Source organism: Prochlorococcus marinus XMU1406 (assembly GCF_017696055.1).
GTDB classification, from domain to species: domain Bacteria; phylum Cyanobacteriota; class Cyanobacteriia; order PCC-6307; family Cyanobiaceae; genus Prochlorococcus_A; species Prochlorococcus_A marinus_W.
Genome location: NZ_JAAORG010000003.1, coordinates 73,749 through 100,472 on the forward strand (window position 1 = coordinate 73,749; position 26,724 = coordinate 100,472).

Annotated in this window: 27 protein-coding genes and 1 tRNA gene; 22 read left to right on the forward strand and 6 right to left on the reverse strand. The window is 30.0% G+C overall.

The window, feature by feature from the left end; translation table 11 throughout:
- The first annotated feature begins 138 nt into the window (after window positions 1-138).
- From HA149_RS06755 to HA149_RS06775, 5 genes are all read left to right on the forward strand, one after another.
- Entirely contained in the window at window positions 139-873 is a 735-nt protein-coding gene (locus tag HA149_RS06755) for an AhpC/TSA family protein (RefSeq protein WP_209114225.1), read from the forward strand.
- 18 nt (window positions 874-891) lie between these two features.
- On the forward strand, window positions 892-1,155 hold the full coding sequence (locus HA149_RS06760) for a SemiSWEET family sugar transporter (protein ID WP_209114227.1): 264 nt from the start codon (window positions 892-894) through the stop codon (window positions 1,153-1,155).
- A gap of 75 nt (window positions 1,156-1,230) precedes the next feature.
- Window positions 1,231-1,455: a hypothetical protein gene (locus tag HA149_RS06765; RefSeq protein WP_209114229.1), complete on the forward strand. Its 225-nt coding sequence runs from the start codon at window positions 1,231-1,233 to the stop codon at window positions 1,453-1,455.
- Window positions 1,456-1,660: 205 nt separating this feature from the next.
- Entirely contained in the window at window positions 1,661-2,446 is a 786-nt protein-coding gene (locus tag HA149_RS06770; protein ID WP_209114231.1) for an AEC family transporter, read from the forward strand.
- A gap of 94 nt (window positions 2,447-2,540) precedes the next feature.
- The gene (locus tag HA149_RS06775) at window positions 2,541-2,792 is read left to right on the forward strand and encodes a CopG family transcriptional regulator (RefSeq protein WP_209114233.1); all 252 of its coding nucleotides are present in this window, start codon (window positions 2,541-2,543) and stop codon (window positions 2,790-2,792) included.
- On the opposite strand, the gene HA149_RS06780 is transcribed toward HA149_RS06775, so the two are convergent.
- The 3 genes from HA149_RS06780 to HA149_RS06790 are packed head-to-tail and all read right to left on the reverse strand — an operon-like array spanning window position 2,789 to window position 6,655.
- Complete coding sequence (locus tag HA149_RS06780; protein ID WP_209114235.1) at window positions 2,789-4,594, reverse strand: ArnT family glycosyltransferase; 1,806 nt, start codon at window positions 4,592-4,594, stop codon at window positions 2,789-2,791. The genes HA149_RS06775 and HA149_RS06780 overlap by 4 nt on opposite strands.
- A gap of 17 nt (window positions 4,595-4,611) precedes the next feature.
- Complete coding sequence (locus tag HA149_RS06785) at window positions 4,612-5,685, reverse strand: glycosyltransferase family 4 protein (RefSeq protein ID WP_209114237.1); 1,074 nt, start codon at window positions 5,683-5,685, stop codon at window positions 4,612-4,614.
- A 28-nt stretch (window positions 5,686-5,713) separates the two neighbouring features.
- Window positions 5,714-6,655: a DMT family transporter gene (locus tag HA149_RS06790; protein WP_209114239.1), complete on the reverse strand. Its 942-nt coding sequence runs from the start codon at window positions 6,653-6,655 to the stop codon at window positions 5,714-5,716.
- A 52-nt stretch (window positions 6,656-6,707) separates the two neighbouring features.
- Between HA149_RS06790 and sppA the strand changes: the two genes are divergently transcribed.
- The 12 genes from sppA to HA149_RS06850 all read left to right on the forward strand — a co-directional run bounded on the left by sppA (window position 6,708) and on the right by HA149_RS06850 (window position 17,419).
- Window positions 6,708-7,517: a signal peptide peptidase SppA gene (gene sppA, locus HA149_RS06795; RefSeq protein WP_209114241.1), complete on the forward strand. Its 810-nt coding sequence runs from the start codon at window positions 6,708-6,710 to the stop codon at window positions 7,515-7,517.
- Window positions 7,518-7,523: 6 nt separating this feature from the next.
- A complete protein-coding gene (aroH, locus tag HA149_RS06800) occupies window positions 7,524-7,907 on the forward strand; it encodes a chorismate mutase (protein ID WP_209114243.1) in 384 nt (127 codons plus the stop codon).
- Window positions 7,908-7,977: 70 nt separating this feature from the next.
- Window positions 7,978-8,556, forward strand: a complete 579-nt coding sequence (locus HA149_RS06805) for a DUF2808 domain-containing protein (protein ID WP_209114245.1) — start codon at window positions 7,978-7,980, stop codon at window positions 8,554-8,556.
- 30 nt (window positions 8,557-8,586) lie between these two features.
- Window positions 8,587-8,724 carry a 50S ribosomal protein L34 gene (gene rpmH, locus HA149_RS06810; protein ID WP_002808184.1) on the forward strand — a complete coding sequence of 46 codons (138 nt, stop codon included), beginning with the start codon at window positions 8,587-8,589 and terminating at the stop codon, window positions 8,722-8,724.
- Window positions 8,725-8,736: 12 nt separating this feature from the next.
- Entirely contained in the window at window positions 8,737-9,123 is a 387-nt protein-coding gene (rnpA, locus tag HA149_RS06815) for a ribonuclease P protein component (protein ID WP_209114247.1), read from the forward strand.
- Window positions 9,120-9,533 (forward strand): PH domain-containing protein, encoded by a 414-nt coding sequence (locus HA149_RS06820; RefSeq protein WP_209114249.1) that lies wholly within the window; start codon window positions 9,120-9,122, stop codon window positions 9,531-9,533. The genes rnpA and HA149_RS06820 overlap by 4 nt, the downstream gene beginning before the upstream one ends.
- Before the next feature lie 72 nt (window positions 9,534-9,605).
- Window positions 9,606-10,748, forward strand: coding sequence for a membrane protein insertase YidC (yidC, locus tag HA149_RS06825; protein WP_209114251.1), 1,143 nt, complete (start codon window positions 9,606-9,608; stop codon window positions 10,746-10,748).
- A gap of 15 nt (window positions 10,749-10,763) precedes the next feature.
- Entirely contained in the window at window positions 10,764-12,230 is a 1,467-nt protein-coding gene (locus HA149_RS06830; protein WP_209114253.1) for an AAA family ATPase, read from the forward strand.
- 121 nt (window positions 12,231-12,351) lie between these two features.
- On the forward strand, window positions 12,352-13,629 hold the full coding sequence (gene serS, locus HA149_RS06835; protein ID WP_209114256.1) for a serine--tRNA ligase: 1,278 nt from the start codon (window positions 12,352-12,354) through the stop codon (window positions 13,627-13,629).
- 9 nt (window positions 13,630-13,638) lie between these two features.
- Window positions 13,639-14,718: an RIP metalloprotease RseP gene (gene rseP / locus HA149_RS06840; RefSeq protein ID WP_209114258.1), complete on the forward strand. Its 1,080-nt coding sequence runs from the start codon at window positions 13,639-13,641 to the stop codon at window positions 14,716-14,718.
- A 62-nt stretch (window positions 14,719-14,780) separates the two neighbouring features.
- Window positions 14,781-15,083, forward strand: coding sequence for a 30S ribosomal protein S14 (gene rpsN, locus HA149_RS06845; protein ID WP_012008067.1), 303 nt, complete (start codon window positions 14,781-14,783; stop codon window positions 15,081-15,083).
- Between the two features lie 170 nt (window positions 15,084-15,253).
- Entirely contained in the window at window positions 15,254-17,419 is a 2,166-nt protein-coding gene (locus HA149_RS06850; RefSeq protein WP_209114260.1) for a polyribonucleotide nucleotidyltransferase, read from the forward strand.
- A 3-nt stretch (window positions 17,420-17,422) separates the two neighbouring features.
- Here HA149_RS06850 and HA149_RS06855 read toward each other — a convergent pair whose 3' ends face one another.
- A complete protein-coding gene (locus tag HA149_RS06855; protein WP_209114263.1) occupies window positions 17,423-18,325 on the reverse strand; it encodes a 3'(2'),5'-bisphosphate nucleotidase CysQ in 903 nt (300 codons plus the stop codon).
- A gap of 3 nt (window positions 18,326-18,328) precedes the next feature.
- On the opposite strand from HA149_RS06855, the gene rsmI reads away from it, so the two are divergent.
- Window positions 18,329-19,189, forward strand: a complete 861-nt coding sequence (gene rsmI, locus HA149_RS06860) for a 16S rRNA (cytidine(1402)-2'-O)-methyltransferase (protein ID WP_209114265.1) — start codon at window positions 18,329-18,331, stop codon at window positions 19,187-19,189.
- 250 nt (window positions 19,190-19,439) lie between these two features.
- Here the strand turns inward: rsmI and HA149_RS06865 are convergent, their stop codons facing one another.
- Complete coding sequence (locus tag HA149_RS06865; RefSeq protein ID WP_209114267.1) at window positions 19,440-20,120, reverse strand: hypothetical protein; 681 nt, start codon at window positions 20,118-20,120, stop codon at window positions 19,440-19,442.
- 609 nt (window positions 20,121-20,729) lie between these two features.
- Here HA149_RS06865 and HA149_RS06870 point away from each other — a divergent pair.
- Window positions 20,730-20,803, forward strand: a tRNA-Arg gene (locus HA149_RS06870).
- A gap of 24 nt (window positions 20,804-20,827) precedes the next feature.
- On the opposite strand, the gene HA149_RS06875 is transcribed toward HA149_RS06870, so the two are convergent.
- Window positions 20,828-21,985, reverse strand: coding sequence for a hypothetical protein (locus HA149_RS06875; protein WP_209114269.1), 1,158 nt, complete (start codon window positions 21,983-21,985; stop codon window positions 20,828-20,830).
- Between the two features lie 113 nt (window positions 21,986-22,098).
- Here HA149_RS06875 and HA149_RS06880 point away from each other — a divergent pair, with 113 nt between their 5' ends.
- The 3 genes from HA149_RS06880 to HA149_RS06890 all read left to right on the forward strand — a co-directional run bounded on the left by HA149_RS06880 (window position 22,099) and on the right by HA149_RS06890 (window position 26,724).
- Window positions 22,099-23,481: a glycosyltransferase gene (locus HA149_RS06880; protein WP_209114271.1), complete on the forward strand. Its 1,383-nt coding sequence runs from the start codon at window positions 22,099-22,101 to the stop codon at window positions 23,479-23,481.
- A 79-nt stretch (window positions 23,482-23,560) separates the two neighbouring features.
- Complete coding sequence (locus HA149_RS06885) at window positions 23,561-25,381, forward strand: ATP-binding cassette domain-containing protein (protein ID WP_209114273.1); 1,821 nt, start codon at window positions 23,561-23,563, stop codon at window positions 25,379-25,381.
- Between the two features lie 287 nt (window positions 25,382-25,668).
- Window positions 25,669-26,724, forward strand: coding sequence for an O-antigen ligase family protein (locus HA149_RS06890; protein ID WP_209114275.1), 1,056 nt, complete (start codon window positions 25,669-25,671; stop codon window positions 26,722-26,724).

The following is a 26,724-nucleotide window of genomic DNA, read 5'->3' on the forward strand; positions in this document are numbered from 1 at the left end:
TTCAAAATGTTTACATTAAAATAATAAAATCTAAAAACGTTAAATTAATTTCTTTAAAAACTTTTTCATGTAAAATTTTATACTAATCAAGGTAAGAAAAATTTTTTGAGAATAATTTATAAAAACATTTAAACCATCGTGACTGACAAATTTCAAAATGATATTAAAAATCTTGTTAAAGAATTCAACTTAAATGGGCAGAAAAAATTCAAATTAATTGTTTTATTTGGTTTATTGGGAGATTTTGATAGCTTTGAATATGCAATAAATTTGAAAAGTTTTATAGACAATAATCAAGATAAAAATTTAGATATTTTTGCAATTGCTATTGGGAACCAAAATGGGAAAGAAAAATTTTGCAAATTTACTGGCTTTCGCAAAGAAAATTTAATAGTTGTTTCTAATAACCAAATTCATAACAATCTTAAAGTTTCAAGAGGATTAAATATAGGTTTAGGAGGTTGGATCAATATGCTTTTGATGCTATCCGGAATAAATTCTTTTAAAACAATTAAAGAAGTTATAAGAGGTTACACTGGCGATCAAAAAGCAAAGCAAATCTATTCAGAATTTGACAAAATTGATATTTTAAAATTTCTAAAATTTTCAGGCAATTCTTTTAAACAGGTTTTCGGAGATGGTTATTTGAGACCATTTGAATTAGCAACATTTAGATTAAACAATATGAATGAAATAATCCAAAATTGGAGTGATTATATTCTTAATGAAGAATACCTTCCTCAAAGAGGAGCTTCCTTCTTATTAAATGATCAAAATCAAGTAGTTTATAAATTTTTTTCAAGTGATGTTCTTGGATATTCATCAAACATGAGAGATCCCTTAGGATTTTTATCTGATTTAATTAAAGAATAGTTCTTAAAAAATATTTTTATGAATGTAGATATATTTGGATATTTTGCAGCGATTTTAACAACAGCGGCATTTCTGCCTCAATTGATAAAAACTTTAAAAACAAAAAAAGCAGATGATGTTTCTTTGACAACATTAATAATGTTTATAATCGGTGTTTTGTCTTGGATTATTTACGGTTATAAAATTTCGTCTACACCAATATTGATTGCAAATTTAATTACACTGATCTTGAATCTATTAATATTAATTTCTAAAATCTATTTTTCAAAAAAATTTAATTAGAAAAAAATTTTTTTAAAGTAATAAATTATAGATTTATTTAAATCTTGATTAAAATATAATAAAAATTTGTTGATTTTGAAAACTTCAAAATGCTGGGTTTGGTTTAAAGGTAGTCTTAATAATGGTGGACATTGGAAAGAAGGATTTACTTGTACTTTTGATGAGAAACCAGGAGTTTTAATTGAAAGTCCTGCTTACGTAACTTGTCGGGTTCCTACTTGGAGAGTTTTGACTAAAGAACCAGAAAATTTATATAAATCTCCTTTAATTCCTGACAAAGCAATCTGGAAAATAATTTAATTCCTAAATGAATTAGAAAAAACTTTTTGACTGCACTACGGCAAGTTAATATTGCATTAATAAATATTTAATTAATACCATCTACTCTCTTTTCATAAATATTATCCCTTTCTTAATCATTGGTTTTATTCTCGGGAAAAAGAAACCCAAGATTTCAAAATATATTGCAAGACCTCTAATAAGATTTGGCATTCCATTAAGTGTAATGGGACTATTATTAAAGGAAGGCATAGATATAAACCTAATTAAAAGTGCATTTTTAGCATTCTCTGTAATTGGATTTTTAATAATTTTAATAAATATAATCCCAATATTTAAAAAGAGGCTTCCAAATTACACATTGCAGCTTGCATGCCTAATAGGTAATACATCATTTCTTGGAATACCAATTGCGCTAGCACTTCTACCCTCAACAACTATAAATTTCACTATTGGATTTGATTTAGGAACAACGCTTTTCGCTTGGATATTTGGACCTTTTTTTCTTCGAGAAAAATCCAACAGTGATAACATCCCCAACATCAAAGGACTATTAAATGCATTGATAAATAGTCCTGCATCAAGAGGGATCATTGGTGTACTTCTTGCATATCTTTTCCAAATAGATGAAATTTTAGGAAATTATCTTTGGATTCCTGCAAGAATAGTTATTGCTTTGGCAATAGTAATTGTGGGAACAAGACTTGGAATAATCACAAATCAAAAAGGAAGAATTTTGGATCTAAATGAAGAAATTAAATTTTCAATTTTATTAAAGTTATTTATTCTTCCTTTTATTATTTTTTTAGTTTGCAAAACTTTAAACTTTAATTTCAATCAATCATCAGCAGTAATTCTTCAGGCAGGAACCCCAACCGCAATATCAACGATATTAATGGCAGAGGCTTATGGTGTAAAACAACAAATCGCTTCAAAAATTCTTTTTACTACAACTTTAATTTCAATAATTACAATTCCTCTATTAAAAATATTTATGAGTTTATTTGTTTAAACAACTTAAATGAAAACTTATTCACAAATACATGATTAATGAATATTGTAAAGTTTATATCCTGATAACTAAATAATGTCTTAAGATTTAGGTTATGAAGTCAGCAAACCCTGAAAATGAATATATCCCTTTAGATCTTAGAATTTCTGTGAGGAAGGATACTCTAAGGCTTATCTCAGAAATGGCTCAAGATATGGGAATAAGTATTAATGAAGTATTTAGTTTTTTAGCAGAAGATTCTGTCATCGATCTCGAATTAATGGAAGATTTGAATAATATTGATATCCCCAGCAAGTGCAGCCTTGATGATCTAAAAAACGCTCTTCTTAAGAAAAGACTTTGTTAAAATTTTTCAACTTTTCTATTTTTCCAGTCAGATTTATAACCACTATTCACTAGCAATTTCGAATACTTATTTAAATCACTTTTTTGAATTCGCCATAAATTATAAATCCCAAATTTGCCCAATTTTTGATGATTAATTTTTGACCATTGCTTTCGGCGAGAAGATAATTCATCTATCACAACCAATAGAGATTTGTATTCATAATCAGGTTGATCCTCATAATTTTCTCTTCTATCATTATTTAGCCTTTCTGAAAGATTAATTAATCCTTCTTCAGTGTTTGGTTCATAAAAAATTATTTGCCTCGAATAATAATGTAATGACGGTTTTCTTATTCCGATCATTGCTAAAGTTTCCCTCCCCTCACGAATATCTAAAATTAATTTTGAGATATTCCTTAAAGGCAATTGTCTAGAAGTATCTGCCAATTTCCTTATTGGGGACATCAAAAAAGATTGCCCAATTAAAAGTAAAATTTGAAGATAAATAAGGATATTTTTGGATTTTAAAGAAAATAAAATTATTGCAAGAAGTGTAAATGAAGAGAAGAATAATTTGGCTTTAAAAATTATCCCAGTGGTTATTAGTTCAGATGCAAGATTAGGCATTTCAGGATCATTTATTGAACTTAACCAATTATTTGAGAAAAAGAATGACATTGAAACACCAAACAAAATTAAAATATTAAAAATCCATAAGTATAGATAACTTTTACTTGAATTTTTTAAGTTTATAAAGCTATTACTAATTAAGATTGCCGCTGCTGGAATTGCTGGCAACCAATAGCTTGGTAGTTTCGTAGCAGAAAGGCTAAAGAAAATTAAAACTGATGCTAACCAACATAGAGAATAGGTATAGAGGGTCTCAGTAACATTGCAACTTTGTTTTGAACTTTTCAAGAAATCATTAAAGGCTTTGAATATCCCGTGATACAAAAAAGGCGTGAATGGTAATGAAGCCAATATCATCATGTAAAGAAAAAACCAGAATGGTTCGGCATGATTATTTACCACTGAGGTATATCTTTGAAAATTATGATAACCAAAAAAATTGTCCCAAAAAGGCTTTCCCTCTTTTATGAGTTCTAATATGTACCATGGAACACTTACAAGTATTGTTATTAAAAAACCTTTATTAGGATTTATCTTACAAAGCAACGTTTTCCAATTCTTCTGACTAAATAAGAAAGATGAAATAGTCAATAATGCCAGAACAAATGCAACAGGTCCTTTAGTTAAGATTGCAAAACCTAAAAATACCCACGCTGAAATACATTGATTATTATTTTCACTTGCCATTCTTCTCCAAAACAAAAGGAGGCTAATCCCCAAGGTTCCAGTAAAAAGGGCATCACTCACGGCAGTTCTACTCCAGATAATTATTAGTGGAGACAAAGCAAAGCTTAATGATGCAACTATTGGAGTTAGGAATTGCCTATCACTCTTCTGTGGCCAACAAAACAAAGTATCTCCAATCATCAACATTAAAAATAATGATCCTAAAGCTGAAGGAAGTCTTGCTGAGAGTGTCCCGAAACTATCCCAAATCTCGTTTTTCGGTAATGAGTAAAAAAAACCCATTAGCCAATATATTAATGGAGGCTTATCAAAGCGGAACATTCCATTGACCTTTGGAGTTATCCAGTCACCAGATTCACTCATCGCCCTTGCCGCAGCCGCAAATAAAGGGGGCGTTTCATCCACCAGTCCTGTACTACCTAAACCCAAAATAAATATAATGATCCCAGAAATTAAAACTATTGTTGAGTTTAAAAGTCTTTTTTTGGAGTTCAGAAGAATCATTTAATATATTAATTTTACTAATAATCGATGATTACCTTATTAAGCCAGTTCACAACCTTACTAGCAAATATATCTGCGGAGGCATTGTTTTCTACCCATTCTCTACATTTCTGACGCTTTATTTTTTCAATAATCTTTACATAGAAAAGCATATTTTTTTTATCATCAGGGTCCGCAAGATAACCTGTTTGCCCATGTCGAATAATTTCACTAGGTCCTCCCCTTTTATAAGCTACAACTGGAACACCACAGGCTAAAGCTTCAACTACTACGTTCCCATATGCCTCATTCCATTTGGGAGTATTTAACAACCCTCTGCATTTACCAAGTTCTTTTTGTAATTGATCAGTCGACAAAAAACCCATCCAATCTATAGCGCCTTGAGGGAATGATTTTTCTATCTTTGACGCATACATCTCATCTTCAATAAGTCCCCAAACTTTTAATTTTTCGCCAAGTTCATTTGCCACATAAACTGCGTCCTCCAAACCTTTTTCCGGAGCTACTCTTCCAACCCATGCTAAGGGCCCCTTCACTGAATCTTGAAAAATATAATTATCTAAATTAAACCCATTCCCAATAATTGTTGGTTTTTTTATGAATGGATAATCATTAGCTTGCATTTTCGAATGAAAAGCAAAATTATTTGGATACTTAGCATATACCTTAGATATCAAATTACTAATTACTAAACTTTCAGAACCCATACTAATAATGTGTGCAATAGGTATCTCTAAATTTAGAGTCATCCAAATTGGCAACCAATCATAAGACATGTTCAACAATACATCTGCATGTTTAGCGATATCTAATCCCTTTTCAAGCATTCCTGCTAAAAGAGAATTGTCTGGGATACACACGGGAGAATTGTAATTTTGATGCTGCCAACTAATTTGATCTTCACCTTCCACAAAATATAATTTTGCTTTTACATTCCTTTCATGTAACTTAGAATTTTTTGGAGCTACAACCTCAACAGAATGGCCTAAAGAAATTAAACCTGAAACTAAAGAATTTAAAGTTAATTCAACTCCACCACCTTTGCCACTCCCTAAAAACCCTATTGGAGTACTAATCAAAACTATCCGCATTATTAGACTTTTTACAAAAAGACACTAATTAAATAGTAGTATCAGAAAATTTATTTTCCCATAAACTCTTTCTCTGGCTAACAAAAAATACCGATATTAGAACAAACACCACTCCTATCCACTGCACAATAGTGAGTCTTTCATCTAACCAAACACCTCCACTGAGAAGGGCAAATACAGGTGTTAAAAATGCAAGAGTGCTAAATCCAGTTATTTCTTTATTATTAGCAAAATAAAAAAACAATCCATACGCTATTGCTCCTCCAAAAATACTTGCAAATGACATGAGTCCCCAATCAAATATTGACCAATCTGGAATTATTGTGAAATTGGATTGTAAGCAGTGCTTAATAATTAAGGGCAAACTCCCTAAAACCATATGCCAACCTGTAACTGCAACTGGATCACTTTTAGTACATGTGAATCTAATTAAAATTGTTCCTAATGCCATAGCGAGAGAAGCTGCAAGCATCCAAAGTTCTCCAAAGTTAAACGCAACATCATTAATAGACTTATCAGCCATCAACCACCAATTTCCTAAAAATTCTTGTGGAACTCCTAAAAATACTATTCCTCCCAAGCCAAAAAGTAGTCCTAACCATCCTATTGGATTAATTAAATTACCAAAAATTGCCCTCGCTAAAATAGCTACCAAAAGCGGTTGAGAATCAATTAAGACAGAACCTAAACCTGCTCCAGTTTTTTCAATCCCATAAGTTAAAAACAACTGAAAAAAGGTGGCATCGACAATCGTAAAAACAAAAAACCACTTCCAATCGCACTTATAAATTTTTAAATCTTTTTTAAACAAATATGTTGTTATTAGAACAAGAATCCCTGCAGGGAGCAATCTTAAAGAGGCCACAAACTCTGGCCCAGCACTTGATACTAGGGGAGTCATAGCTGCCATTGAAGTACCCCAAAGTGCAAAAGGGAGTATCATTAAAAACCAATTTAGGATTGAATTCATTAGGTCTGCTGATAATCTTTTTAAAGTAGTTTTATGAATTTACCTTAAAAGAATGATTTGGCCTTTTAGACGTAAGTCAAAAAAAAGAATGGCTCGTATAGTAATTGATGAGCCTATTACAAGTTCAACAAGAGTTTCAGTCCTCAAAGCTCTTAAACAAATTGAGGATAGAGAATTTCCTGCTTTAATCGTGAGAATTGACTCTCCTGGGGGTACTGTTGGGGATAGCCAAGAAATATACTCTGCTATTAAAAGACTAAAAGATAAAGGATGTAAAGTCATTGCTAGTTTTGGGAACATCTCAGCATCGGGAGGTGTTTACATTGGTGTTGCATCTGACAAAATAGTTGCGAATCCAGGTACAATCACAGGTTCTATTGGTGTGATTATAAGAGGAAATAATTTATCTGAATTATTAGATAAAATCGGCATTAAATTTGAAACTGTTAAAAGCGGTGTATTCAAAGATATACTTTCTCCAGATAAACCTCTAAGTCAGGAAGGTAGAGATCTACTTCAAGGACTGATAGATGAAAGTTATAAACAATTTACTGAAGCTGTTTCTGAAGGAAGGAATTTATCTGTTGAAGAAGTAAGAAAATTTGCTGATGGAAGAATTTTCACTGGTACACAAGCGCTCGAACTTGGTCTTGTTGATAAAGTTGGGGATGAATTTGTTGCAAGAGAACTAGCTGCAGAAATGGTTAATATTGATCCCAAAATTCAGCCCTTAACATTTGGAAAGAAAAAGAAGAAAATACTTGGACTAATTCCTGGAAGTAGAATGATTGAAAAAGTTTTCAATAATGTCTTTTTTGAATTTGACTCATCTAATAAAATACTTTGGTTGTATAAGCCTTGAATCGATATGTCTGAAAAAATGAAAGATGATCTTAAAATTATATTTATTCGTGGAGCTACAACAGCATCTGGCAATTCTGTTAGGGAAATAGAAGTTGCAGTAGTGGAATTGATTGATGAATTAATTGCACGCAACAATCTAATTAAGACGAACATATTATCCATTACATTCACCTCAACAAAAGATTTAGATGCATGTTTTCCAGCTTCAATTGCAAGGAAATTTAATGGACTTGATTCAGTAGCGTTTTTAGACTGCCAACAAATGTATGTATCCAATGATGTTGATTTTTGTATAAGGATAATGGCTCAAGTTTTATTGCCACCCAATAATTCAATAAAGCATCCTTATTTAAGAGGCGCTGCAAAATTAAGGACAGATAGATGTTAACCTTAGTATTACAATTTCCAGCTTTAAATTTAAAAATCACGAACTCAACCTTTAAATTTTTATTTCCTCTATGTTAAAAGACACAAAGAAAAATTTTTTAAATCTTAAAATTTTAAGGTTTTTTATTATTCCTATAATTTTAGTTTCAACTCCTTTTTTTAATAACATTAAAGAGGCTAAGGCAGGGTTAGAATTTCAGTGGAATCAAGACTCTAATTATAGACGATTAAAATGGTTTCAAAAAGAAAATAAAAATAAATTTAGAAATACAATTTATTTTTTTTTAAGGCCAACTGATAGAGGAACTGATCTCTTAAAAATTAATCTAGCAATACCTAAAACCTTTAAATCTACTTTAAAAAATGAAAAAATTAGTTTTTGCAAAGTAAGAATAGGCGGGTTTGAAAATAGAACAAAATGTTTAGATGATATTCCGTCTGATATCGAAATTAATACTGATGAATCAGGCTTACGTTCAATAGATATTTACCCCTATAGTCCAATTCCTTCTAATAAAGACAGTTATGCAATTGTCTTAAAAGTCTTTAATCCTAAAAGAACAGGTTTATATCAATTTCATTCATATGGGCAACCTAAAGGAAAATCATTTTCAAGTTATTTAGGAAGCTGGACTATAGTGATCGATTAAATGATAAATTAAATAAGGATAATTAAACAAATGACTAAAAGAACTTTTGGCGGAACTTCAAGAAAAAGAAAACGTGTATCTGGTTTTAGAGTAAGAATGCGTTCCCATACAGGTAGAAGAGTTATTAAAAGCAGAAGACAAAAAGGTAGAGAAAGAATAGCTGTATAAATTCAAATTTACATGGCCTTACCTAAGGATATGCGTTTAAAAGGTCATAGGACTTTTAATTACATTCATAAAAATTCCACAACATATCATGGAAAATTAATGACATTTAAAGTTGCAAGATCAAATCCAGATATTCTCTTAACCCATAAAATCACAAATACCTCAAACAAATTTAGAGTTGCAATTGCTATTAGTAAAAAAGTTTCAAAAAAAGCCGTAGAAAGAAATAAATTAAGAAGAATTCTGCAAGAGTGGTTATTAACAAACATTCAAAAAATTAATACCCACAATCCATATTGGTTACTTGTTAACCTTAAATTTGGGGATTTCTGCAATGATAAAAGCAGACTTTTGGAGGAATTTCAAAACTTAATGTTCAAATCTCGTCTGATCAAATGATTAACATGAATGAAGAGATCTTTTATGAAGGTGGCCCTGCAAAAAGTGATTTAATTATAAATCTACTTGCAGGTATAACTATTCTGGGATTACCATTTACCTTTGCTGCAATTGTTAGAGCATTGTGGTTGAGATATAAAATTACAAACAAAAGAATTACTATAGATGGTGGATGGTTTGGTAAAAACAAAACACAAGTTTCATTAAGTAACATTGAAGAAATCAGATCCATTCCAAGGGGATTCGGATCTTATGGTGATATGGTTCTTATCCTTAATGACGGATCAAAAGTTGAAATGAAATCATTACCTTTATTCAGAGAAAAGCAAAAATTTATTGAAGAAAATATAAATAAAAGATCACAAATTCCAAATCTCAACGAAGTAGAGGGATTTGCTACTAAATCCTAAATAAATTAATTACAAAAAACTTTTTTTCCTGTAAAATAAAATGTCTAGTAAAATTACACTCTTTTTAATATCGTGATAGGGTTCATTTCTGAAAAACTTCTTATCCCGATTCTAGATTTTTTCTACGGTTTGGTTCCTAGTTATGGTTTAGCGATTGTTGCTTTAACAGTCGTAATAAGAATTGCACTATTCCCTTTAAGCGCTGGTTCTATTAGAAGCGCAAGAAGAATGAAGATTGCCCAACCAGTAATGCAAAAAAAGCAAGCAGAAATAAAATCTAAGTTTTCAGGTGATCCAAAGAAACAGCAAGAAGAACTTGGGAAACTAATGAATGAGTTTGGCAGCCCTCTTGCAGGTTGCCTTCCTTTGATTGTACAAATGCCTGTGTTATTTGCTTTATTTGCAACATTAAGAGGCTCTCCATTTGCTGATGTCCCCTATAACATAAATTTAAAGGTCATTCCACAGGATCAAATTGCAGCAATTGATCCAAAACCTTACAAATCTCCAAGACATTCTATATTCATTACAGAAAAATCACATTTTCCTGTAATAGCAACTATCCCTAATGGAACAAAATTAGGAACAGAAGAATCATTAAAAATAAATTTACAAACAACAAATGGCAATAGCTATGCGGAAGTTTTATCTAAATACGAAAATGGATCTAAATTCCTCCCAACATGGAAGGTTTCTAAAGGCTCCGAAAATCTTACAGTAACCCAAGACGGCACAGTAAAAGCAATTAAACCTGGAGATGCAACCATAGAGGCAAAAATCCCTGGTCTAGCGGCCAAAAGTGGATTTCTTTTTATTAAAGCTCTTGGTCAAGTTGGTTTTTATGTAGATGGGGCAATTAATTGGGATATTGCTGCACTTGTAGGTGCTTTTGGATTAACTCTACTTCTCTCTCAAGTTTTATCTAGTCAGGGTATGCCTGCTAATCCACAGCAATCAACAGCAAACAAAATTACACCAATTATGATTACTGGAATGTTTCTGTTTTTCCCGCTACCAGCAGGAGTTTTACTATATATGGTTGTTGCTAATATATTTCAGGCATTTCAGACTTTTCTGCTTAATAAAGAAGCTCTTCCTGAGAATCTACAGAAAATTTTGGATCAACAATTATTGGCCAAAAATGAAGTGGTAACAACTTCCGCTTCAACTATCTCAGATAAAAGATTACCTTTTGAACCTAACAGTAAAAAATAGTCTGATTTTTAAATAATGAATTCTTGGTGTAGAAATTTAGAATTACTTATAAAATCAAGAACCTCATTAATTTGGATCAGGACTAAAGAAGAAGAAAGATTAGAAAAATTAATTAATTTTTCTTGTGAAAGATTAAATATAAAAAAATTCATTTGCTGGGATTGTGTTAACGGTATAAAAGGACTAATAAATGAAGAAGGTAAATTTTCTAATAATCCTTTAGGAGTTCTTAATTGGCTTAAAGAACAAAGTTCTGAAGTTTCAATAGTTTTATTAGTAAAAGATTTTCATAAATTTTATGATGATCCATCTGTCAATAGAACTATTAAAGAACTAGCTTCAGCTCTTAAGAAAACTAGTCACAATTTAATTATTAGTTCGCATTTATTTCCATCATCTGAAGACCTTGATGAATTAATGACTATTGTAAATTTACCTTTACCTGATCAAAAAGAATTGAAAAATCTAATAAGAAAAATTGCTATTAATACCAATTCAAATCTTGAGGAACAAGACTTAAACGAACTTTCTATAGCTTCAAGTGGACTAACCGAAATAAAAGTAAAGCAAGTTACCGCAAAGGCCCTTGCTCAAAGAGGAAAAATTAGTAGAGAAGATATAAAAGATATTCTTGAAGAGAAAAAACAAGTGATCGCCAGAAGTGAGATTTTAGAATTTTTCGAAGCTAAATCAAGTCAAGATGATATTGGCGGTTTAAATGTTTTAAAATTTTGGCTCAATCAAAGATACAGGGCCTTTTCTAAAGAAGCTAAAGACTATGGATTACCTATTCCCAAGGGAGTCTTACTAGTTGGAGCCCAAGGAACTGGGAAATCACTTACTGCAAAATCAATTTCTAAGAGTTGGTCTATGCCGCTACTTCGGTTAGATGTTGGAAGACTATTTTCTAGCCTTGTTGGTTCAAGTGAGGCAAGAACAAGAGAAGCAATATTGAGAGCTGAGGCCATGTCTCCTTGCATCCTTTGGATCGATGAAATTGATAAGGGATTTGGTGGCGATGCTAGAAGTGATGGAGGGACAAGTCAAAGGGTTTTAGCAAGTTTGCTAACTTGGATGGCTGAAAAAGAATCCGCCGTATTTGTAATTGCTACCGCTAATGCTATAGATAAACTACCTGCTGAATTATTAAGGAAAGGGAGGTTTGATGAGATATTTTTTCTAGATTTACCAAATTCTGAAGAAAGATTAAGTATTCTCGATTTACACTTAAAAAAAAGAAGACCAAATTATAGTTTTCCTCTCTCCACTATCATCGACAGAACAGATGGATTCTCAGGTGCAGAACTTGAACAAGCTGTAATAGAGGGGATGCATATTTCATTCTCTGAAAATAGAGAACTTTTGGAGAAAGATTTAATAAAGGCAGTTTCTGAACTAGTTCCTTTGTCCAGAACAGCTAAAGAGCAAATTAATTTACTAAAAGAATGGTCTGCGACAGGGAGAGCTAGATCTGCATCGTAACCAAAAATTTTATTTAACAATATTACGTAAGTTAGGAATCATTAATTTAGTTAATTTTTAGTCAAAAATCCCTAATAATGAATCTAAATTAACTATTTTAATTAAGGTATTAAAAAAAAGAGTGTTAGATCAAAAATTAATAAGAGAAAATCCAGCTTCAGTTGAAGAAGGTTTATCCCTAAGAGGAAAAGTTTTTAATATTTCCAATATACGCGATTTAGCTGTTAAGAAAAAAGAAATTGATATAGAAATATCTAGTCTCCAATCAGAGAGTAAAAAATTAAGCAAATCAATCGGCGAAGTAATTGGAAAATCACAAAATAATAATTCACAAGAAGTAAACATTTTAAAGAAAAAAGGAAATGAATACAGAACCAAAATTTCTGAATTTGAAGAGAAAAAAAGAATATTAGATAAAAAAATACATAATGAAATTTCTAATTTGCCAAATTTACCTAGCAAAGATGCTCCTATTGGAAAAGATGAAAGTCATAATGTCCAAGTAAAAAGTTGGGGAGAACCCCTTATTACGGAGAATCTAAAATCTCACTGGGAAATAGGCGAAAGTCTTAATCTTTTTGACTCTATAAAATCAACTAAAATATCAAAAAGTCGTTTTATTACACTTATCGGTAATGGTGCGAGGTTAGAGCGGGCATTAATAAATTTCATGCTCGACATGCATATTAAAAATGGTTATTTAGAGTTAATGCCTCCAGCTTTAGTGAATTCAGAAAGTCTTACCGGATCTGGTCAATTGCCTAAATTTTCAAATGAGAGTTTTAAGTGCTCTAATGACGATCTATGGCTTTCTCCGACAGCTGAAGTTCCATTAACTGCTTTTCATAAAAATGAAATCATTGATCCCAAAGAGTTACCTATTAAGTATGTTGCATATAGTCCATGTTTTAGGAGAGAAGCTGGAAGTTATGGTAGGGATACTAGAGGCTTAATAAGACTTCATCAATTTAATAAAGTAGAGTTATATTGGTTTTGCGATCCAAATAAATCTATAGAAGCTCATAAAAGGATAACTTCAGATGCAGAAAGCATTTTAAGGAAGCTCAATCTTCCTTATAGATTAGTTGATATTTGTACTGGAGACCTAGGCTTTTCTTCAAGTAGAACTTTTGATCTTGAAGTCTGGCTACCAAGTAGTAAATGTTACAGAGAAATTTCAAGTTGTAGCAATTGTTTAGACTTTCAAGCTCGAAGATCATCAATAAGAACAAAAATTGATAAAAAAAATATATATCTGCATACCTTAAATGGTAGTGGTCTTGCTATTGGAAGAACTATGGCTGCTATTCTTGAAAATGGTCAACAAAAAGATGGTAGCGTTAAAATCCCAGATGCTCTAGTTCCATATTTTGGATCAAAATTTTTAAAAACTGCTTAATATAAATAAATGAATGTTTTAACCTCAATAACAGTTCTGGGATTTCTCATTTTTTTTCATGAGATGGGTCATTTTCTTGCAGCAATTTTACAAGGTATCTATGTAGATGGATTTTCAATTGGTTTTGGACCATCAATAATTCAGAAAAAATATAAAGATATCACTTATTCTTTCAGGGCCTTTCCTCTTGGAGGCTTTGTATCCTTCCCTGATGAAGAACTAAATGATATTGACCCTAAAGATCCAAATCTTTTAAAAAATAGGCCAATAATTCAAAGAGTTATTGTAATCTCGGCTGGAGTATTCGCTAACTTAATACTTGCTTACACAATCTTAATTTTAAATGTAACTACCATTGGTATTCCATATGATCCAGAACCTGGTATTTTAGTTTTAGCAACTCAACCGGAGAAGTCTGCCTCTCTTGCAGGCTTAGAACCTGGAGATAAAATATTAGAAATTGAAAATAGTACTATAGGTGTTGGAGATCAAGCTGTCACCACTTTAGTAAAAGAGATTCAGAATTCATCAGATGAATCAATTTCAATAAGAATTGAAAGAGATGGGATTATCAAAGATTTAACTTTGATACCAAAGAATGTTGACGGGAAAGGAACAATAGGTGCTCAATTACAACCGAATATAAGGAAAGAGACTAAAAAGACAAAAAACGTCTTCGAACTTTTTAAATATACTAATAATGAGTTTTCATCACTTTTAGTAAAAACAATCCAAGGCTATAAAGGACTAATAACAAATTTTTCATCAACAGCTCAACAATTAAGTGGGCCAGTCAAAATCGTTGAAATTGGAGCTCAACTATCACAACAGGGAGGAACAGGGATACTATTATTTGCAGCTTTAATTTCTATTAATTTAGCAGTTCTCAACTCTTTACCTTTACCACTATTAGATGGAGGACAACTTGTTTTTACTTTAATTGAAGGGTTTAGGGGTAAGCCAGTGCCAGTTAGGGTCCAAATGGTTGTTACTCAATCCAGTTTTTTTCTTTTAGTTGGACTAAGTGTGTTGCTCATTATTAGAGATACAAGTCAATTATTAATTGTACAAAGATTTTTAAACCAATAAATAAATTTTAAAAAATGTTATCCAGGCTGTTAATATAATAAATAGTTTAAAGATTTTATTAAATGGCAAAAAAGTCCATGATTGCGAGAGAGGTCAAACGCAAAAAGCTTGTGAAAAAATATGCTGCAAAAAGGAAATCACTCTTAGATGAATTCAATGCCGCAAAAGATCCAATGGAAAGGTTAGAAATACATAGAAAGATTCAAGGGCTTCCAAGAAACTCTGCTCCAAATAGAGTACGGAATAGATGTTGGGCAACTGGTAAACCTAGAGGAGTTTATAGAGACTTTGGACTTTGCAGAAATCAATTAAGGCAAAGAGCTCACAACGGTGAACTACCTGGGGTAGTTAAATCAAGTTGGTAAGATAAATTTCTGATTTTAATATTATATTTCTTCCAAAAAATGATAATTAAATAAATTAAAGTACAATTCTTGGTCAATTTTAAAATTTTTTATAGCTTATCTAAATAATTTACTCAATATGTCCCTATAAAATGTAAGAATAAATTATGTATAGATTTATAATTTAAAAAGTGGAAGGACAAAATAAGTCGATCACGTTTGACGGACGAGAGATACGACTAACTACAGGACTATATGCTCCTCAAGCAAGTGGATCAGTAATGATTGAATGTGGTGACACTTCTCTATTGGTTACAGCGACAAAAACTGTAAAAAAAGAAACATCAGACTTTCTACCTCTAATATGTGACTATGAGGAAAAACTTTATGCTGCTGGTAGAATTCCAGGTGGCTTTATGAGGAGGGAAGGGCGCCCACCAGAAAGAGCGACTTTAATTTCAAGATTGATTGATAGGCCAATGAGGCCACTTTTCCCCGCATGGATGAGAGACGAGATTCAAATCGTCGCATCTTGCCTTTCTCTAGATGAAAGAGTTCCAGCGGATGTTTTGGCTGTCACTGGGGCTTCAATAGCAACATTACTTGGAGAAATTCCATTTTATGGGCCTATGGCTGCAGTTAGAGTTGGGCTTATTGGAGATGATTTCATCTTAAATCCAAGCTACAGAGAGATAGAGAAAGGAGATTTAGACATCGTTGTCGCAGGATCACCTGACGGTATTGTCATGATTGAGGCAGGTGCTAACCAACTATCAGAACAAGACACTATCGAAGCTATAGATTTTGGTTATGAGGCAGTATCTGAACTAATTAAATCTCAAGAAGATTTACTAAAAGATTTAGGAATAAAAAATATTAAACCCTCGGACCCTGAGGAAGATAAAACATTGTCCTCTTATTTAGAGAAAAATTGTACAAAAGGTATTGAGTTGGTTTTAAAGAAATTTGATCAGTCCAAAGATGCAAGAGATCTTGAACTTGAAAAAATAAAAGTTGAAACTCAAGTTAAAATTGAATCTTTGAAGGAGGACAACCAAATAAAGGTTCTTCTATCAGAAAATGATAAGTTATTAAGTGCTGACTTTAAAAAACTCACCAAGAAATTAATGAGGTCGCAAATCATTAATGATGGGAAAAGAGTTGATGGAAGAGATCTTGACGAAGTTAGAAAAATATCAGCTTCAGCGGGAATTCTTCCAAAAAGGGTCCATGGATCGGCTTTATTTCAAAGAGGTTTAACCCAAGTTTTATCTACAACTACATTGGGGACTCCTAGTGATGCTCAAGAAATGGACGATCTCAATCCAAGCACAGAAAAAACTTATCTCCATCACTATAATTTCCCTCCATATTCAGTAGGAGAAACCAGACCGATGAGAACTCCTGGGAGAAGAGAAATTGGCCATGGAGCATTAGCTGAGAGAGCAATAATCCCTGTGCTCCCTGGGAAAGAAACATTTCCTTATGTGCTTAGGGTAGTAAGCGAAGTTTTAAGTTCTAACGGATCCACTTCAATGGGTTCTGTTTGTGGAAGTACACTTTCATTATTAGATGCAGGGGTTCCCTTAAAAGCACCAGTAGGTGGTACTGCTATGGGTTTAATCAAAGAAGGCAAAGAAGTACGAATTCTCACAGATATTCAAGGAATTGAGGACTTTCTTGGAGACATGGACTTTAAAGTTGCTGGTACTGAAAAGGGAATAACTGCGTTACAAATGGATATGAAAATTACAGGATTACCTGTATCTATTATTTCTGATGCAATTAAAAAAGCTCGTCCAGCAAGATTACATATCTTAGAAAAAATGCAAGAGGCAATAGATAAACCTCAAGAATCCCTTTCTCCTCATGCGCCTCGACTTTTAAGCTTTAGAATTGATCCTGAGCTTATAGGAACAGTTATTGGACCTGGAGGAAGAACTATAAAAGGAATTACTGAAAGAACAAATACAAAAATAGATATAGAAGATGGTGGAATCGTAACTATTGCTTCTCATGATGGAGCTGCTGCAGAAGAAGCTCAAAAGATAATAGAGGGATTAACCCGTAAGGTTCATGAAGGTGAGATCTTCTCTGGAATAGTAACAAGAATAATTCCTATAGGTGCTTTCGTAGAAATATTACCTGGCAAAGAAGGGATGGTTCACATTTCTCAGTTATCGGAAGCAAGGGTTGAGAGAGTCGAAGATGTAGTTAGACAAGGAGATGAGGTGACTGTAAGAGTTAGAGAAATTGATAGCAGAGGAAGAATTAACCTTACATTAAGAGGTGTAGGACAAAATAATGGAATGTCTTATCCAGAACCAACCCCGACTCCTGTTGCTCCACTTAATTAAAAACTAAAGAGGATAAATTCCATTATCCTCAATAATTTTCTTTATTTCTAGACAAATACTCCCGTGAGTATTTCTATTATTTGTTGCGACTATAATACCTCCTTGTTGGAAACTAGTTTGCCCATAAGTTAGTAATTGATTATCTAAATTTGTAATTGCTCCACCAGCTGCTTTCAAAATAGATTCTGGCGCAGCAAAATCCCAATCTTTTGGTGAGCTTTTCCCTGGCAAACTTAGACAAATATAAATATCACTTTCTCCTCTAACTATAGATGCAATTTTGCAGCCAATGCTTCCCATAATTTTGACTTTGCGAAAATTAATTTTTTGAATTAAATTTCTCAAAATTTCATTTCCATGATTTTTACTTGTAACTAAAGTCATTTCTTGAAGATTCTTATTATTTAAAAGATTTGTTTTATATTTTTTACCATCTCTTTTTTCACACCATGTTTTTTTTCCGTCTGTAATCCATAATTGATTTTTATCTGGAATCAAAACAAATCCAATATATGGTTTTTGTTTAAAGTTTAATGCCAGATGCATTGCATAATTGCCTGTCCCTTGGATAAAATCCTTCGTGCCATCAAGAGGGTCAAGAACCCATATCCAATCTGTTTTACTATTGAAAATTTCTGAGGAACTTTTTACATTTTCTTCGCTCAAAATATCCCAGTTAATATTTTTATATTTTTCATTTATTCTTTTAATAATCAACTCATTGACTTGCAAATCAGCCAGAGTAACAGGATCATTTTCATTATTATTTTTGAGTATATTTGTTTTATAATCTGATTTTTCTAACAAATTAGAGTAATAAAGCAAAATATCTGCGGCTTCCCAGCTGAAAAATCTTACATCATCGATAAGATTATTAATATCTACACCAGAAGGTAATTTAATCATTAAATGAATAATACGTACTTATTATCACATAGAAAGGAGGAACCAGAAAACGGCATTTTATATATGGTTGGCACACCAATTGGAAATTTAAATGATCTATCCCAAAGAGCATTAAATATCTTGGCAAACGTTTCTCTAATTGCTTGTGAAGATACAAGACAAACAAAAAAAATAATAAACAAGTTTAATATTTCAAATAGACTTATAAGTTTTAATAAACATAATTCTTCAATTAAAATTCCAAAAATTGTAAAAGATCTCAAAGAAGGAAAATCAATCGCAATTGTAAGTGATGCTGGTATGCCAGGAATTTGCGATCCAGGGGAAGATATTGCTAGGTATGTAAAATCTGAAGGAATAGATGTCATTTGCGTTCCTGGTGCATGTGCTGCTATAACAGCACTTGTTTCAAGTGGCTTACCCTCCTCTAGTTTTATATTTGAAGGATTTCTACCTAAAAAGAAAATAGATAGAGATAAAATTCTTTTGGAAATTAGCAAAAATCAAAAAACGACAATACTTTACGAATCACCTAAGCGGCTGAAAAAATTATTAGGAGAGTTATTTGATTTTTGTGGAGGGGATCGAGAAATTATCGTAGCGAGAGAATTAACTAAGAAATTTGAAGAACATGTTGGGAATAATATTAATGAAGTTATAGAATTCTTTAGAGATAAAGATATTATTGGTGAAATAACAATCGTTTTAGAAGGTATAAGCAAAAAAGATTCTAATTTCGATAAATCAACTATAAAAAAAGAACTCAATGATTTAATAAATGCAGGATTAAGCTTATCAGCAGCTTCTAAATACTTAGCAAAGAAAAATGGGCTAAAAAAAAGCGAAATTTATAATATGATTTAAAATTCGAATAAGTAATTAATTTATATGAGCTTCTTAATTAAAAAATTATTCTTTGCAGCCATATTCAATTCTTGCTTATTCATGCTTTTATTAATTGGTATACAAAATAGTTCAAATAAAAGCAAAGTAGACTTGATAATAGACAAAACTATTGAACTACCTATAAGTTTTATAATGGGATCTAGTTTTATATTAGGTTCTATTTTAGGTAATTTTATTGTTTTAAAAAAAGAATGATGAATAAAATCACTTAGAGAGCTATTAGATTTTTGGGGCAGACAATTCTTGAAATACCCTTTTCAATAAGAACAGGTGCTGCGATTCTAAATACATCAGTATTTGGAACTTTAAGTACCTTTTGCTCTTTATTACAGGATTTTTTAGCGAGTTTTAAATCAAAAAATATTTCTAAAGTTTGTCTTTTCAAATCATCATCGGGTAAGAAATCCCATTCTGGAAAATCCTTTAATAATTTTATCTCTAACTCAATTTTCTTATCCACAATCATATAAACAACATTAGGTAAATCTATATCTGATATGGGGACTGAAGATAATTCTTTTCGAGATGATTTATCTATCTTGTAATCTAGAGGAGCAATTTCAAAAAAAGACTCCTCATTAGTAAAATCTGATTCAACTCTATTTTCCTTAAAAGATTTTAAGTAGTTGCGATTTTCATTGATATGGTTATCAATCTCAGGATCTAAAAAATTACCCTCTTTTTCTTTGTGGATATATGAATTAGCTTTTAAGGATTTATTTTTATTGATTAATTCATTAAATTTTAATTCCCCAAGATTTTTCTTCAAATTTCTTTTTATTGTAACTTTTGTACAATTGAATTGTTTAGATAGGGATTCAATAGATTTACCACATTCAAAACTCTGCAGTATTTCACTTTTTTGTCTTTCCGAAAGTCTTTTAGGCAAAACTAAAAAAATAATTACTTCTTTATTCTAAGAAAATTTTTAACAAATAATAACCAAAGATAAAGTTAGGTTGCAATTACTATAAAGATTATGTCTAACAAGACAAATTTTAAAAGTTTATCCGCAAAAATTTTTTTTACAGTTTTTTAAAATTTATAGAGATTATTTTTTGGATTTAAAAAATATACCATCTTAAATTCTTAAAACTACTTATTTTTCTTATGTAATCAATAATCGCTCATCATTATTTTATAACTAAATTTAATTTATTTTCTAGTTGGGAATACTAATTAAAATAATATAAAAAATTGCAAAATATTTTTTTTCAAAGAATTTTTTTTCTTTTTTTTATTACTTACTATTAAATCTTTAAAAAAGAGTAATTAAGGACTTCAATATAATATCTAAATAAAATCTAAGGTTAATTTATAATTATTCAAAAAAGTTTTTTAATTCTTTTTAAATTAAAGTAATATGTATTAATTTGATTCATTTATTAGTTAGTTATACATGGTTGTTATAAAATATAATTGTTAAAAGTAATGCGGCTATTTTCAAGGATTTTCATTTTCAATCTTTGGTTTATGTAGCAACTATGCAAAAATTTAAGCTTCCTTAGCTCAGCTGGATAGAGCAACTGCCTTCTAAGCAGTGGGTCGCAGGTTCGAATCCTGCAGGAAGCGTATAAACTTAAAATTTTTCAAATCCTATATTAAATCAATCAAAGATTGTATGACTAATAATATTATTTCTTTAAAAATTAATAAAGGATAAAATAATAATATTGCTAATCGCTTTAAAAATAAAACAATAATGAAAGGATTGGCTAAAATCATTAAAACTAAATCTTTTATGAAATAGTTAAAAATTGAAAGTGGATAACTCTTATTAATTGAAATCTTTTTATTTGATTTTTTATAAATTTTTTTATTAAGTATCATTTTTTTTGTTTGAATTAAATTAACCCAATACTGCAGGGTTATTTTTTTAAGATTTTGATGTATAAAAATCTTATTTTTATTTAATAAGTTATTATTTATCTCTTTATATGAATCTACAATTAAAACAGGCATCTCTTCAAACAAGACATCATTTACTGATGTTTTTATAATTGGAACAACTCCAAGTACAAGTGCTTCCCAAGTTCTATGACAATCAAAACCCCTGCCTCTAGGGGAAATAATATATTGAGCATCTCGCATAATTCTCCAGAACTTACTCCTAGAGTAAGGTTTATTAATAAATAGAGAATTTTTAATATTTTTTGATTGTTTATATGCAATTTGTCGTTCTTTATTAAAGTTCCCTTTATTAAGATGAATATCACAAATTAGTCTGAATTTTCTTTTATGAAAATCATCAAATCTTTTTCTAGAAATTAGATTTAGATTTATATCTTGAAAAATAAAGTGTGTCTTTTTCTCTCCCCAAAAGTCCTTTCGGTGAATTGTATGATAATCAACCCCCAAAGGAATAGGTGTTACATAATCCCGAAAATCTACGTCACAATTTTGGCAAAACCAATGATATATTACGCCTTCCCCTTTTAAATTTTGAAGTTCATTAATATTCATGCCCAACGCCTCTAAAGGGGCATTAACAACAGAATCTCCAGTAACTAAAATAATAATTTTTTTCTCCTTAACTAAAATTGGATAGACCTCACGAAACCAACTTTTCAAAGCCGAAGAAATAACATAAACTAAGCTTCCTGAAGATATATTAGAGTAATCATTAAAGTTAATTTGTGTTATGTCTGAAACGAATAGATTAGGATAAAAATCACATTTATGAGCTATTCCATATTTATTTACAAATTTGGTATGAAATTTATGCCCTTTCTTATGTATAAGATTTGAAAACAAGAATATTTGAAATTTAGTACTTTACTCATTTATAATATATCAATATTACTTCTTACCATTTGTTAAAAGATAAAAATTTAATCATAAAAATTACAAACTAAAGTTGATAAGTAATGGAAAAAGATTTTCTAAAAGGTAAGAGAATAGCCATTACAGCTCTTGAACTAGAAAATAAAGAGCATAGAGGGATTGCATCCTTTATAAAATCTTCAATTGCAATATTAAGTAAATATGGAGCTGAAATATATTTAATAACTGGATTTGATTTAGATAAAAATTTCAAAAATAATCTTAACCTAAAAAATGAAAATCTTTTTTTTAGTGAAGTCTATAAGTTTCTTATTAAAGGTAAAGATCACAGAGAACTTTTTAATTCCAGTACAAAATATAAATTCAAGCTCATCTTAGAGTTAAGTAGGAATTTATTTAAATTATTTATAAACAATTATTTTCTTAAATATAAAGTTTACAAAATCAATGAGATTTCTAAAGATAAATGGGATTTAAACAATAGAATTAAATATCTAATTAATGTGAAAGGGTTTATTTCCGTAAAAAATATTTTTCATTTATGTAGACTAAGAAGCATGCGGCTTCTTTGCCAAGATCCTATTTTAAATTTAAATAAGGAGAATATAAACCTAATAATTTCAAGCAGTCCATTATCTTTAAAAACACAAAATAATAAATTAATACAAATAATTCATGATGCACTTCCCATAGAAATTACTAGTCATCCTGAAAATGGGTGGATTTTCCGAAACAGATTGAATGATGCCCAAAGAAATTGCTCATGTCTATATGTTTCTCAAGAAAGCAAAGCAAGTGTAGGAAATCACTTAAAGATAAAAAATATTTATAGAAATAAAAATGACATAATTTATCCTATGCCCTCATTAGAAATAGAACTTCTTGAAGAAGCTTTTAAAATAACTTCTCTAAGAGGAATAGATAAAAGTTTTATTCTTTTTAATTCATCAATTGTTGAGAGAAAAAAGGTTGAGAATGCTGTAAATTATTTTTTAAAATCAAATCTTTCAGATAGAAATTTTTTATTATGCATTGCGGGAAAGATACATCAAAATGATTATTGCTATCAAATAAAGAATTTATGTAAAAATCATAAAAATATTTTACTATTAGATTATGTAAGCGAAGCTGAAAAAGCTTGGCTTTTTCTAAATACTTCTCTTTTAATTTCAACATCCTCTTGCGAAGGATTTGGAATACCAATTTTAGATGCTTTGAGCTTAGATATATCTTCATTAGCCACCTCAATTCCTTCTTATCAAGAAATAAAGAATTTAAACAAGAAAAATAAAATTAATTTAGTTAATCAAAATAAACCAAAAGTTTGGATAGATTATTTAAATAGTCTCTCCGCATTTGATATAAAAAATAATTATGAAAAAAGAAGAAGAATTGAACACTTTAAGATTTTCAAAGAGAGTTTAGAAGAAAATTATTTATTAAAAATCAGAAATTATTTAAATTAAAATTAAATTTTATAAAACACTTTATAAACTGTCTTTTTATATATTTTGATATTAGTTATTATGGCATTATTACATGATGGTGAATAGCAAAACATTTAATTACTTTTTAGAAATATTTTCTTTTTTACCTAAGACTAGAAGAAAAGAATTTTTTGCATTAATACCTGTTGCTCTTATTGCTGGTATTTCGGAGATAATAGTTTTATCGATTTTATCAAGATTATTTAACTTCTTAAGTGGACAGCCAAGAGATGCTTTACCTATTTTGAGTAATCTTTTTGATTTTGATCCAAAATACAAAATTTTAATACTTATATCGAGTTTTATTATTGCTAGTTGGTTCTCATCTTTCATAAAGCTCTATGTTAGAGCCAAGCAATTAAAGCTTAAAGCTACTATTTGGAGAGATCTTTCCGAATTGGCACTTAAAAACTTACTTTCCCAAGAATATGAATTTTTCATAGAGAACAAAAATACTGATCTTTCAGCATCTATTCTTGTAAGTATAAATAGAGTAGCCGAAAATATAGTTCTACCAATATTAAAAACTGTAAGTGGAATGTTTTTGATCATATTGATATCAATAGCAATTTTATTTTTAGCAAAATCTAGTGCACTAATACTTATTATTGGTTTATTGATTGGATTTCTTTTTATCTCATTATCCATAATCCCTTATATTAGATTTGCTACGAAAAAAAGGTTAGAAGTTGAATTGGCATCGAATAATATTATTAATGAATCTCTCAATTCAATAATTGATATAAAATTAACTAATTCTGAAAACTTTTTTTCACAACAATTTAAGAATATTGGCAGAAACTCAGTACCATCAATCTGGAAAGGAGAAACTCTACCAGAGATTCCAAGAGCATTAATAGAACCATTTGGAATAACTCTTATTTTCATAATTGGTATTTTGCCATCATTATTTAATTCAGATATAACTGAAATTGCAAAAGTTATACCATTTTTAGCAACAATAGCAGCTGCATGCCTCAAGCTTACACCTCCTCTTCAAGATACTTTTAAGGGTTATAATGCGATAAGAGGAGGGCTTCCTGATTTAGAAGTTACGCTGAATTTAATTAAAAATAAAAATAAGATTAAAATACTAAAAAGAGATAGTTATCTAGAAGATTTCGCCTACCCAAAGAAAACAATAAAATTAAATAATATTTCTTATATCTATCCCAACTCAAAAACAAATGCAATTAACAATTTATCTTTAAAAATTGATGTAGGATCTAGAATAGCTTTTGTTGGGGGAACCGGTAGTGGTAAAACAACTACTGCCAATTTATTACTTCAACTTTTAAGACCTACAGAAGGTAATTTATTATTAGATGATTTACCCTTAAAGCAAAAGCATGTGAAACAATGGCAGAATAATTGTGCATATGTACAGCAATCTTTTTATTTGCCAAGCTCTAGTATTTTAGAAAATATAGCTTTTGCTAAAGATAAAGAACAAATTAATATTGAGGATGTATGGAAGGCAATAGATTCGGCTAGATTAAAAGAATTAGTTGAAAATCTTCCTGAGGGTTTAAATACTAATATTGGTGATAGTGGAATTAAATTATCTGGAGGACAAAGGCAAAGATTAGCAATTGCTAGGGCTTTCTATAGAAAATCAAGACTACTAATTCTTGATGAAGCGACAAGTTCGCTAGATAACAAAACTGAATCTGAAGTTATGAATTCAATTGATTTAATAAGTAATAACTGTACATTAGTTGTTATTGCGCATAGACTTTCAACTGTTATAAATTCAGATAAAATTTATGAATTTAAAAAAGGTAAGATTATCAATTTTGGTAATTTCGAGCAATTATGTAAAGTATCTGAAAGTTTTCAAGACCTAAATTTTCTTGAGAATAAAATTTTAAATGGATAAAAATTAAAAAAATTTAACCAAAAATTTAAAATAAAATAGTTTAATGATAAATTAAAAAAAAATTAATAATTTAAGTGTTAGTAAAATATTTTCCGAAATTAATTAAAAAAGATTTTTTATTTTTTAAGATTGGATTATTTTTATTACCTTCTGCATTTTCCTTTTCATCAATATTCATTTTAGTTTCACTTTTACTTCAAACTTATAAAAGGAAAAAGTTATTTTTTAAAGATTTTTATAATCAAATGCTTTTTTGTATAGGGAGCCTAATGATATTTAGTTGTATAGTGCAAAATTTATTTTTAGAAGACAAATATAATCTTATAATTGAAAAATATGTTACGTGGATAGGATTATTTAACTGGATCCCTTTTTTCTGGATATTTTGGGCTGCACAAGGTTTATTAGAAACTAAAAAGGATCGTAATGACTTTAGCCTTATTTTAATAATAGGAACAATTCCTGTAATAATATCAGGATTAGGTCAGTACTTTTTTAATTGGACTGGACCTTTTACTATTTTTAATGGGCTTATTATTTGGTATCAGCGACCTATAAATGAAATATCTGGATTGACGGGATTATTTAATCATGCAAATTATGCAGGTACATGGTTAACTTTAATTTTTCCCTTATGCATTGCGCAGATTTATAACTCGAAAAAAAAATTTAAGTTTTCATTCTTATTAATACTAATTTTAGGGATAGGTACTTGTATTTTTCTTACAAATTCTAGGAATGCATGGGGATCATCAATTTTGACAATGCCTTTGCTTTTTGGAACTTCATCATTATGGTGGTTTTTGCCTATTACCTTATTTTTTTCTTCTTTAGTTTTAATTTTAAAAACAAATATTCAAGGAAAATTTCAAGAGAATATAATAAATATTCTTCCAAATAAAGTTTTGCTTGAATTTACAAATGAAGGATTTAACCATTTAAATACAACAAGAATGGAAATTTTGCACTTTGCATCTAAAATCATAATTAGTAACCCTATTTTTGGGACTGGATCAGGTTCCTTCCCTATAATATTTGAATTAGAAACAGGTTTTTGGAAAGGTCACTCTCATAATATATTTACAGAATTAGCTATAAGTTATGGACTACCTAGTACAATTATTTTTATAATTTTTTTGATAATTCTTTTATCTAATTCATTTAAGAATATTTACAATTATCCATTAAAAGATATTAATGACAAAGCTCACTGGGCAGCTGCATCAATTTTTCTTATTTCACAATTAGTTGATGTACAGTATTTTGATGGACGAATAAGTATTGTTTTTTGGTTGCTATTAGCGAGTTTAAAAACAACTATAAACGAAAAGAATTTAATTTAA

Coding starts and splice junctions, on each gene's coding strand:
- HA149_RS06760 (WP_209114227.1), top strand. CDS start 892: ATGAATGTAGATATATTTGGATATTTTGCAGCGATTTTAACAACAGCG.
- HA149_RS06770 (WP_209114231.1), top strand. CDS start 1,661: ATGGGACTATTATTAAAGGAAGGCATAGATATAAACCTAATTAAAAGT.
- HA149_RS06775 (WP_209114233.1), top strand. CDS start 2,541: ATGAAGTCAGCAAACCCTGAAAATGAATATATCCCTTTAGATCTTAGA.
- HA149_RS06780 (WP_209114235.1), bottom strand. CDS start 4,594: ATGATTCTTCTGAACTCCAAAAAAAGACTTTTAAACTCAACAATAGTT.
- HA149_RS06785 (WP_209114237.1), bottom strand. CDS start 5,685: ATGCGGATAGTTTTGATTAGTACTCCAATAGGGTTTTTAGGGAGTGGC.
- HA149_RS06790 (WP_209114239.1), bottom strand. CDS start 6,655: ATGAATTCAATCCTAAATTGGTTTTTAATGATACTCCCTTTTGCACTT.
- sppA (WP_209114241.1), top strand. CDS start 6,708: ATGATTTGGCCTTTTAGACGTAAGTCAAAAAAAAGAATGGCTCGTATA.
- aroH (WP_209114243.1), top strand. CDS start 7,524: ATGTCTGAAAAAATGAAAGATGATCTTAAAATTATATTTATTCGTGGA.
- HA149_RS06805 (WP_209114245.1), top strand. CDS start 7,978: ATGTTAAAAGACACAAAGAAAAATTTTTTAAATCTTAAAATTTTAAGG.
- rpmH (WP_002808184.1), top strand. CDS start 8,587: ATGACTAAAAGAACTTTTGGCGGAACTTCAAGAAAAAGAAAACGTGTA.
- rnpA (WP_209114247.1), top strand. CDS start 8,737: ATGGCCTTACCTAAGGATATGCGTTTAAAAGGTCATAGGACTTTTAAT.
- HA149_RS06820 (WP_209114249.1), top strand. CDS start 9,120: ATGATTAACATGAATGAAGAGATCTTTTATGAAGGTGGCCCTGCAAAA.
- HA149_RS06830 (WP_209114253.1), top strand. CDS start 10,764: ATGAATTCTTGGTGTAGAAATTTAGAATTACTTATAAAATCAAGAACC.
- rseP (WP_209114258.1), top strand. CDS start 13,639: ATGAATGTTTTAACCTCAATAACAGTTCTGGGATTTCTCATTTTTTTT.
- rpsN (WP_012008067.1), top strand. CDS start 14,781: ATGGCAAAAAAGTCCATGATTGCGAGAGAGGTCAAACGCAAAAAGCTT.
- HA149_RS06855 (WP_209114263.1), bottom strand. CDS start 18,325: ATGATTAAATTACCTTCTGGTGTAGATATTAATAATCTTATCGATGAT.
- rsmI (WP_209114265.1), top strand. CDS start 18,329: ATGAATAATACGTACTTATTATCACATAGAAAGGAGGAACCAGAAAAC.
- HA149_RS06880 (WP_209114271.1), top strand. CDS start 22,099: ATGGAAAAAGATTTTCTAAAAGGTAAGAGAATAGCCATTACAGCTCTT.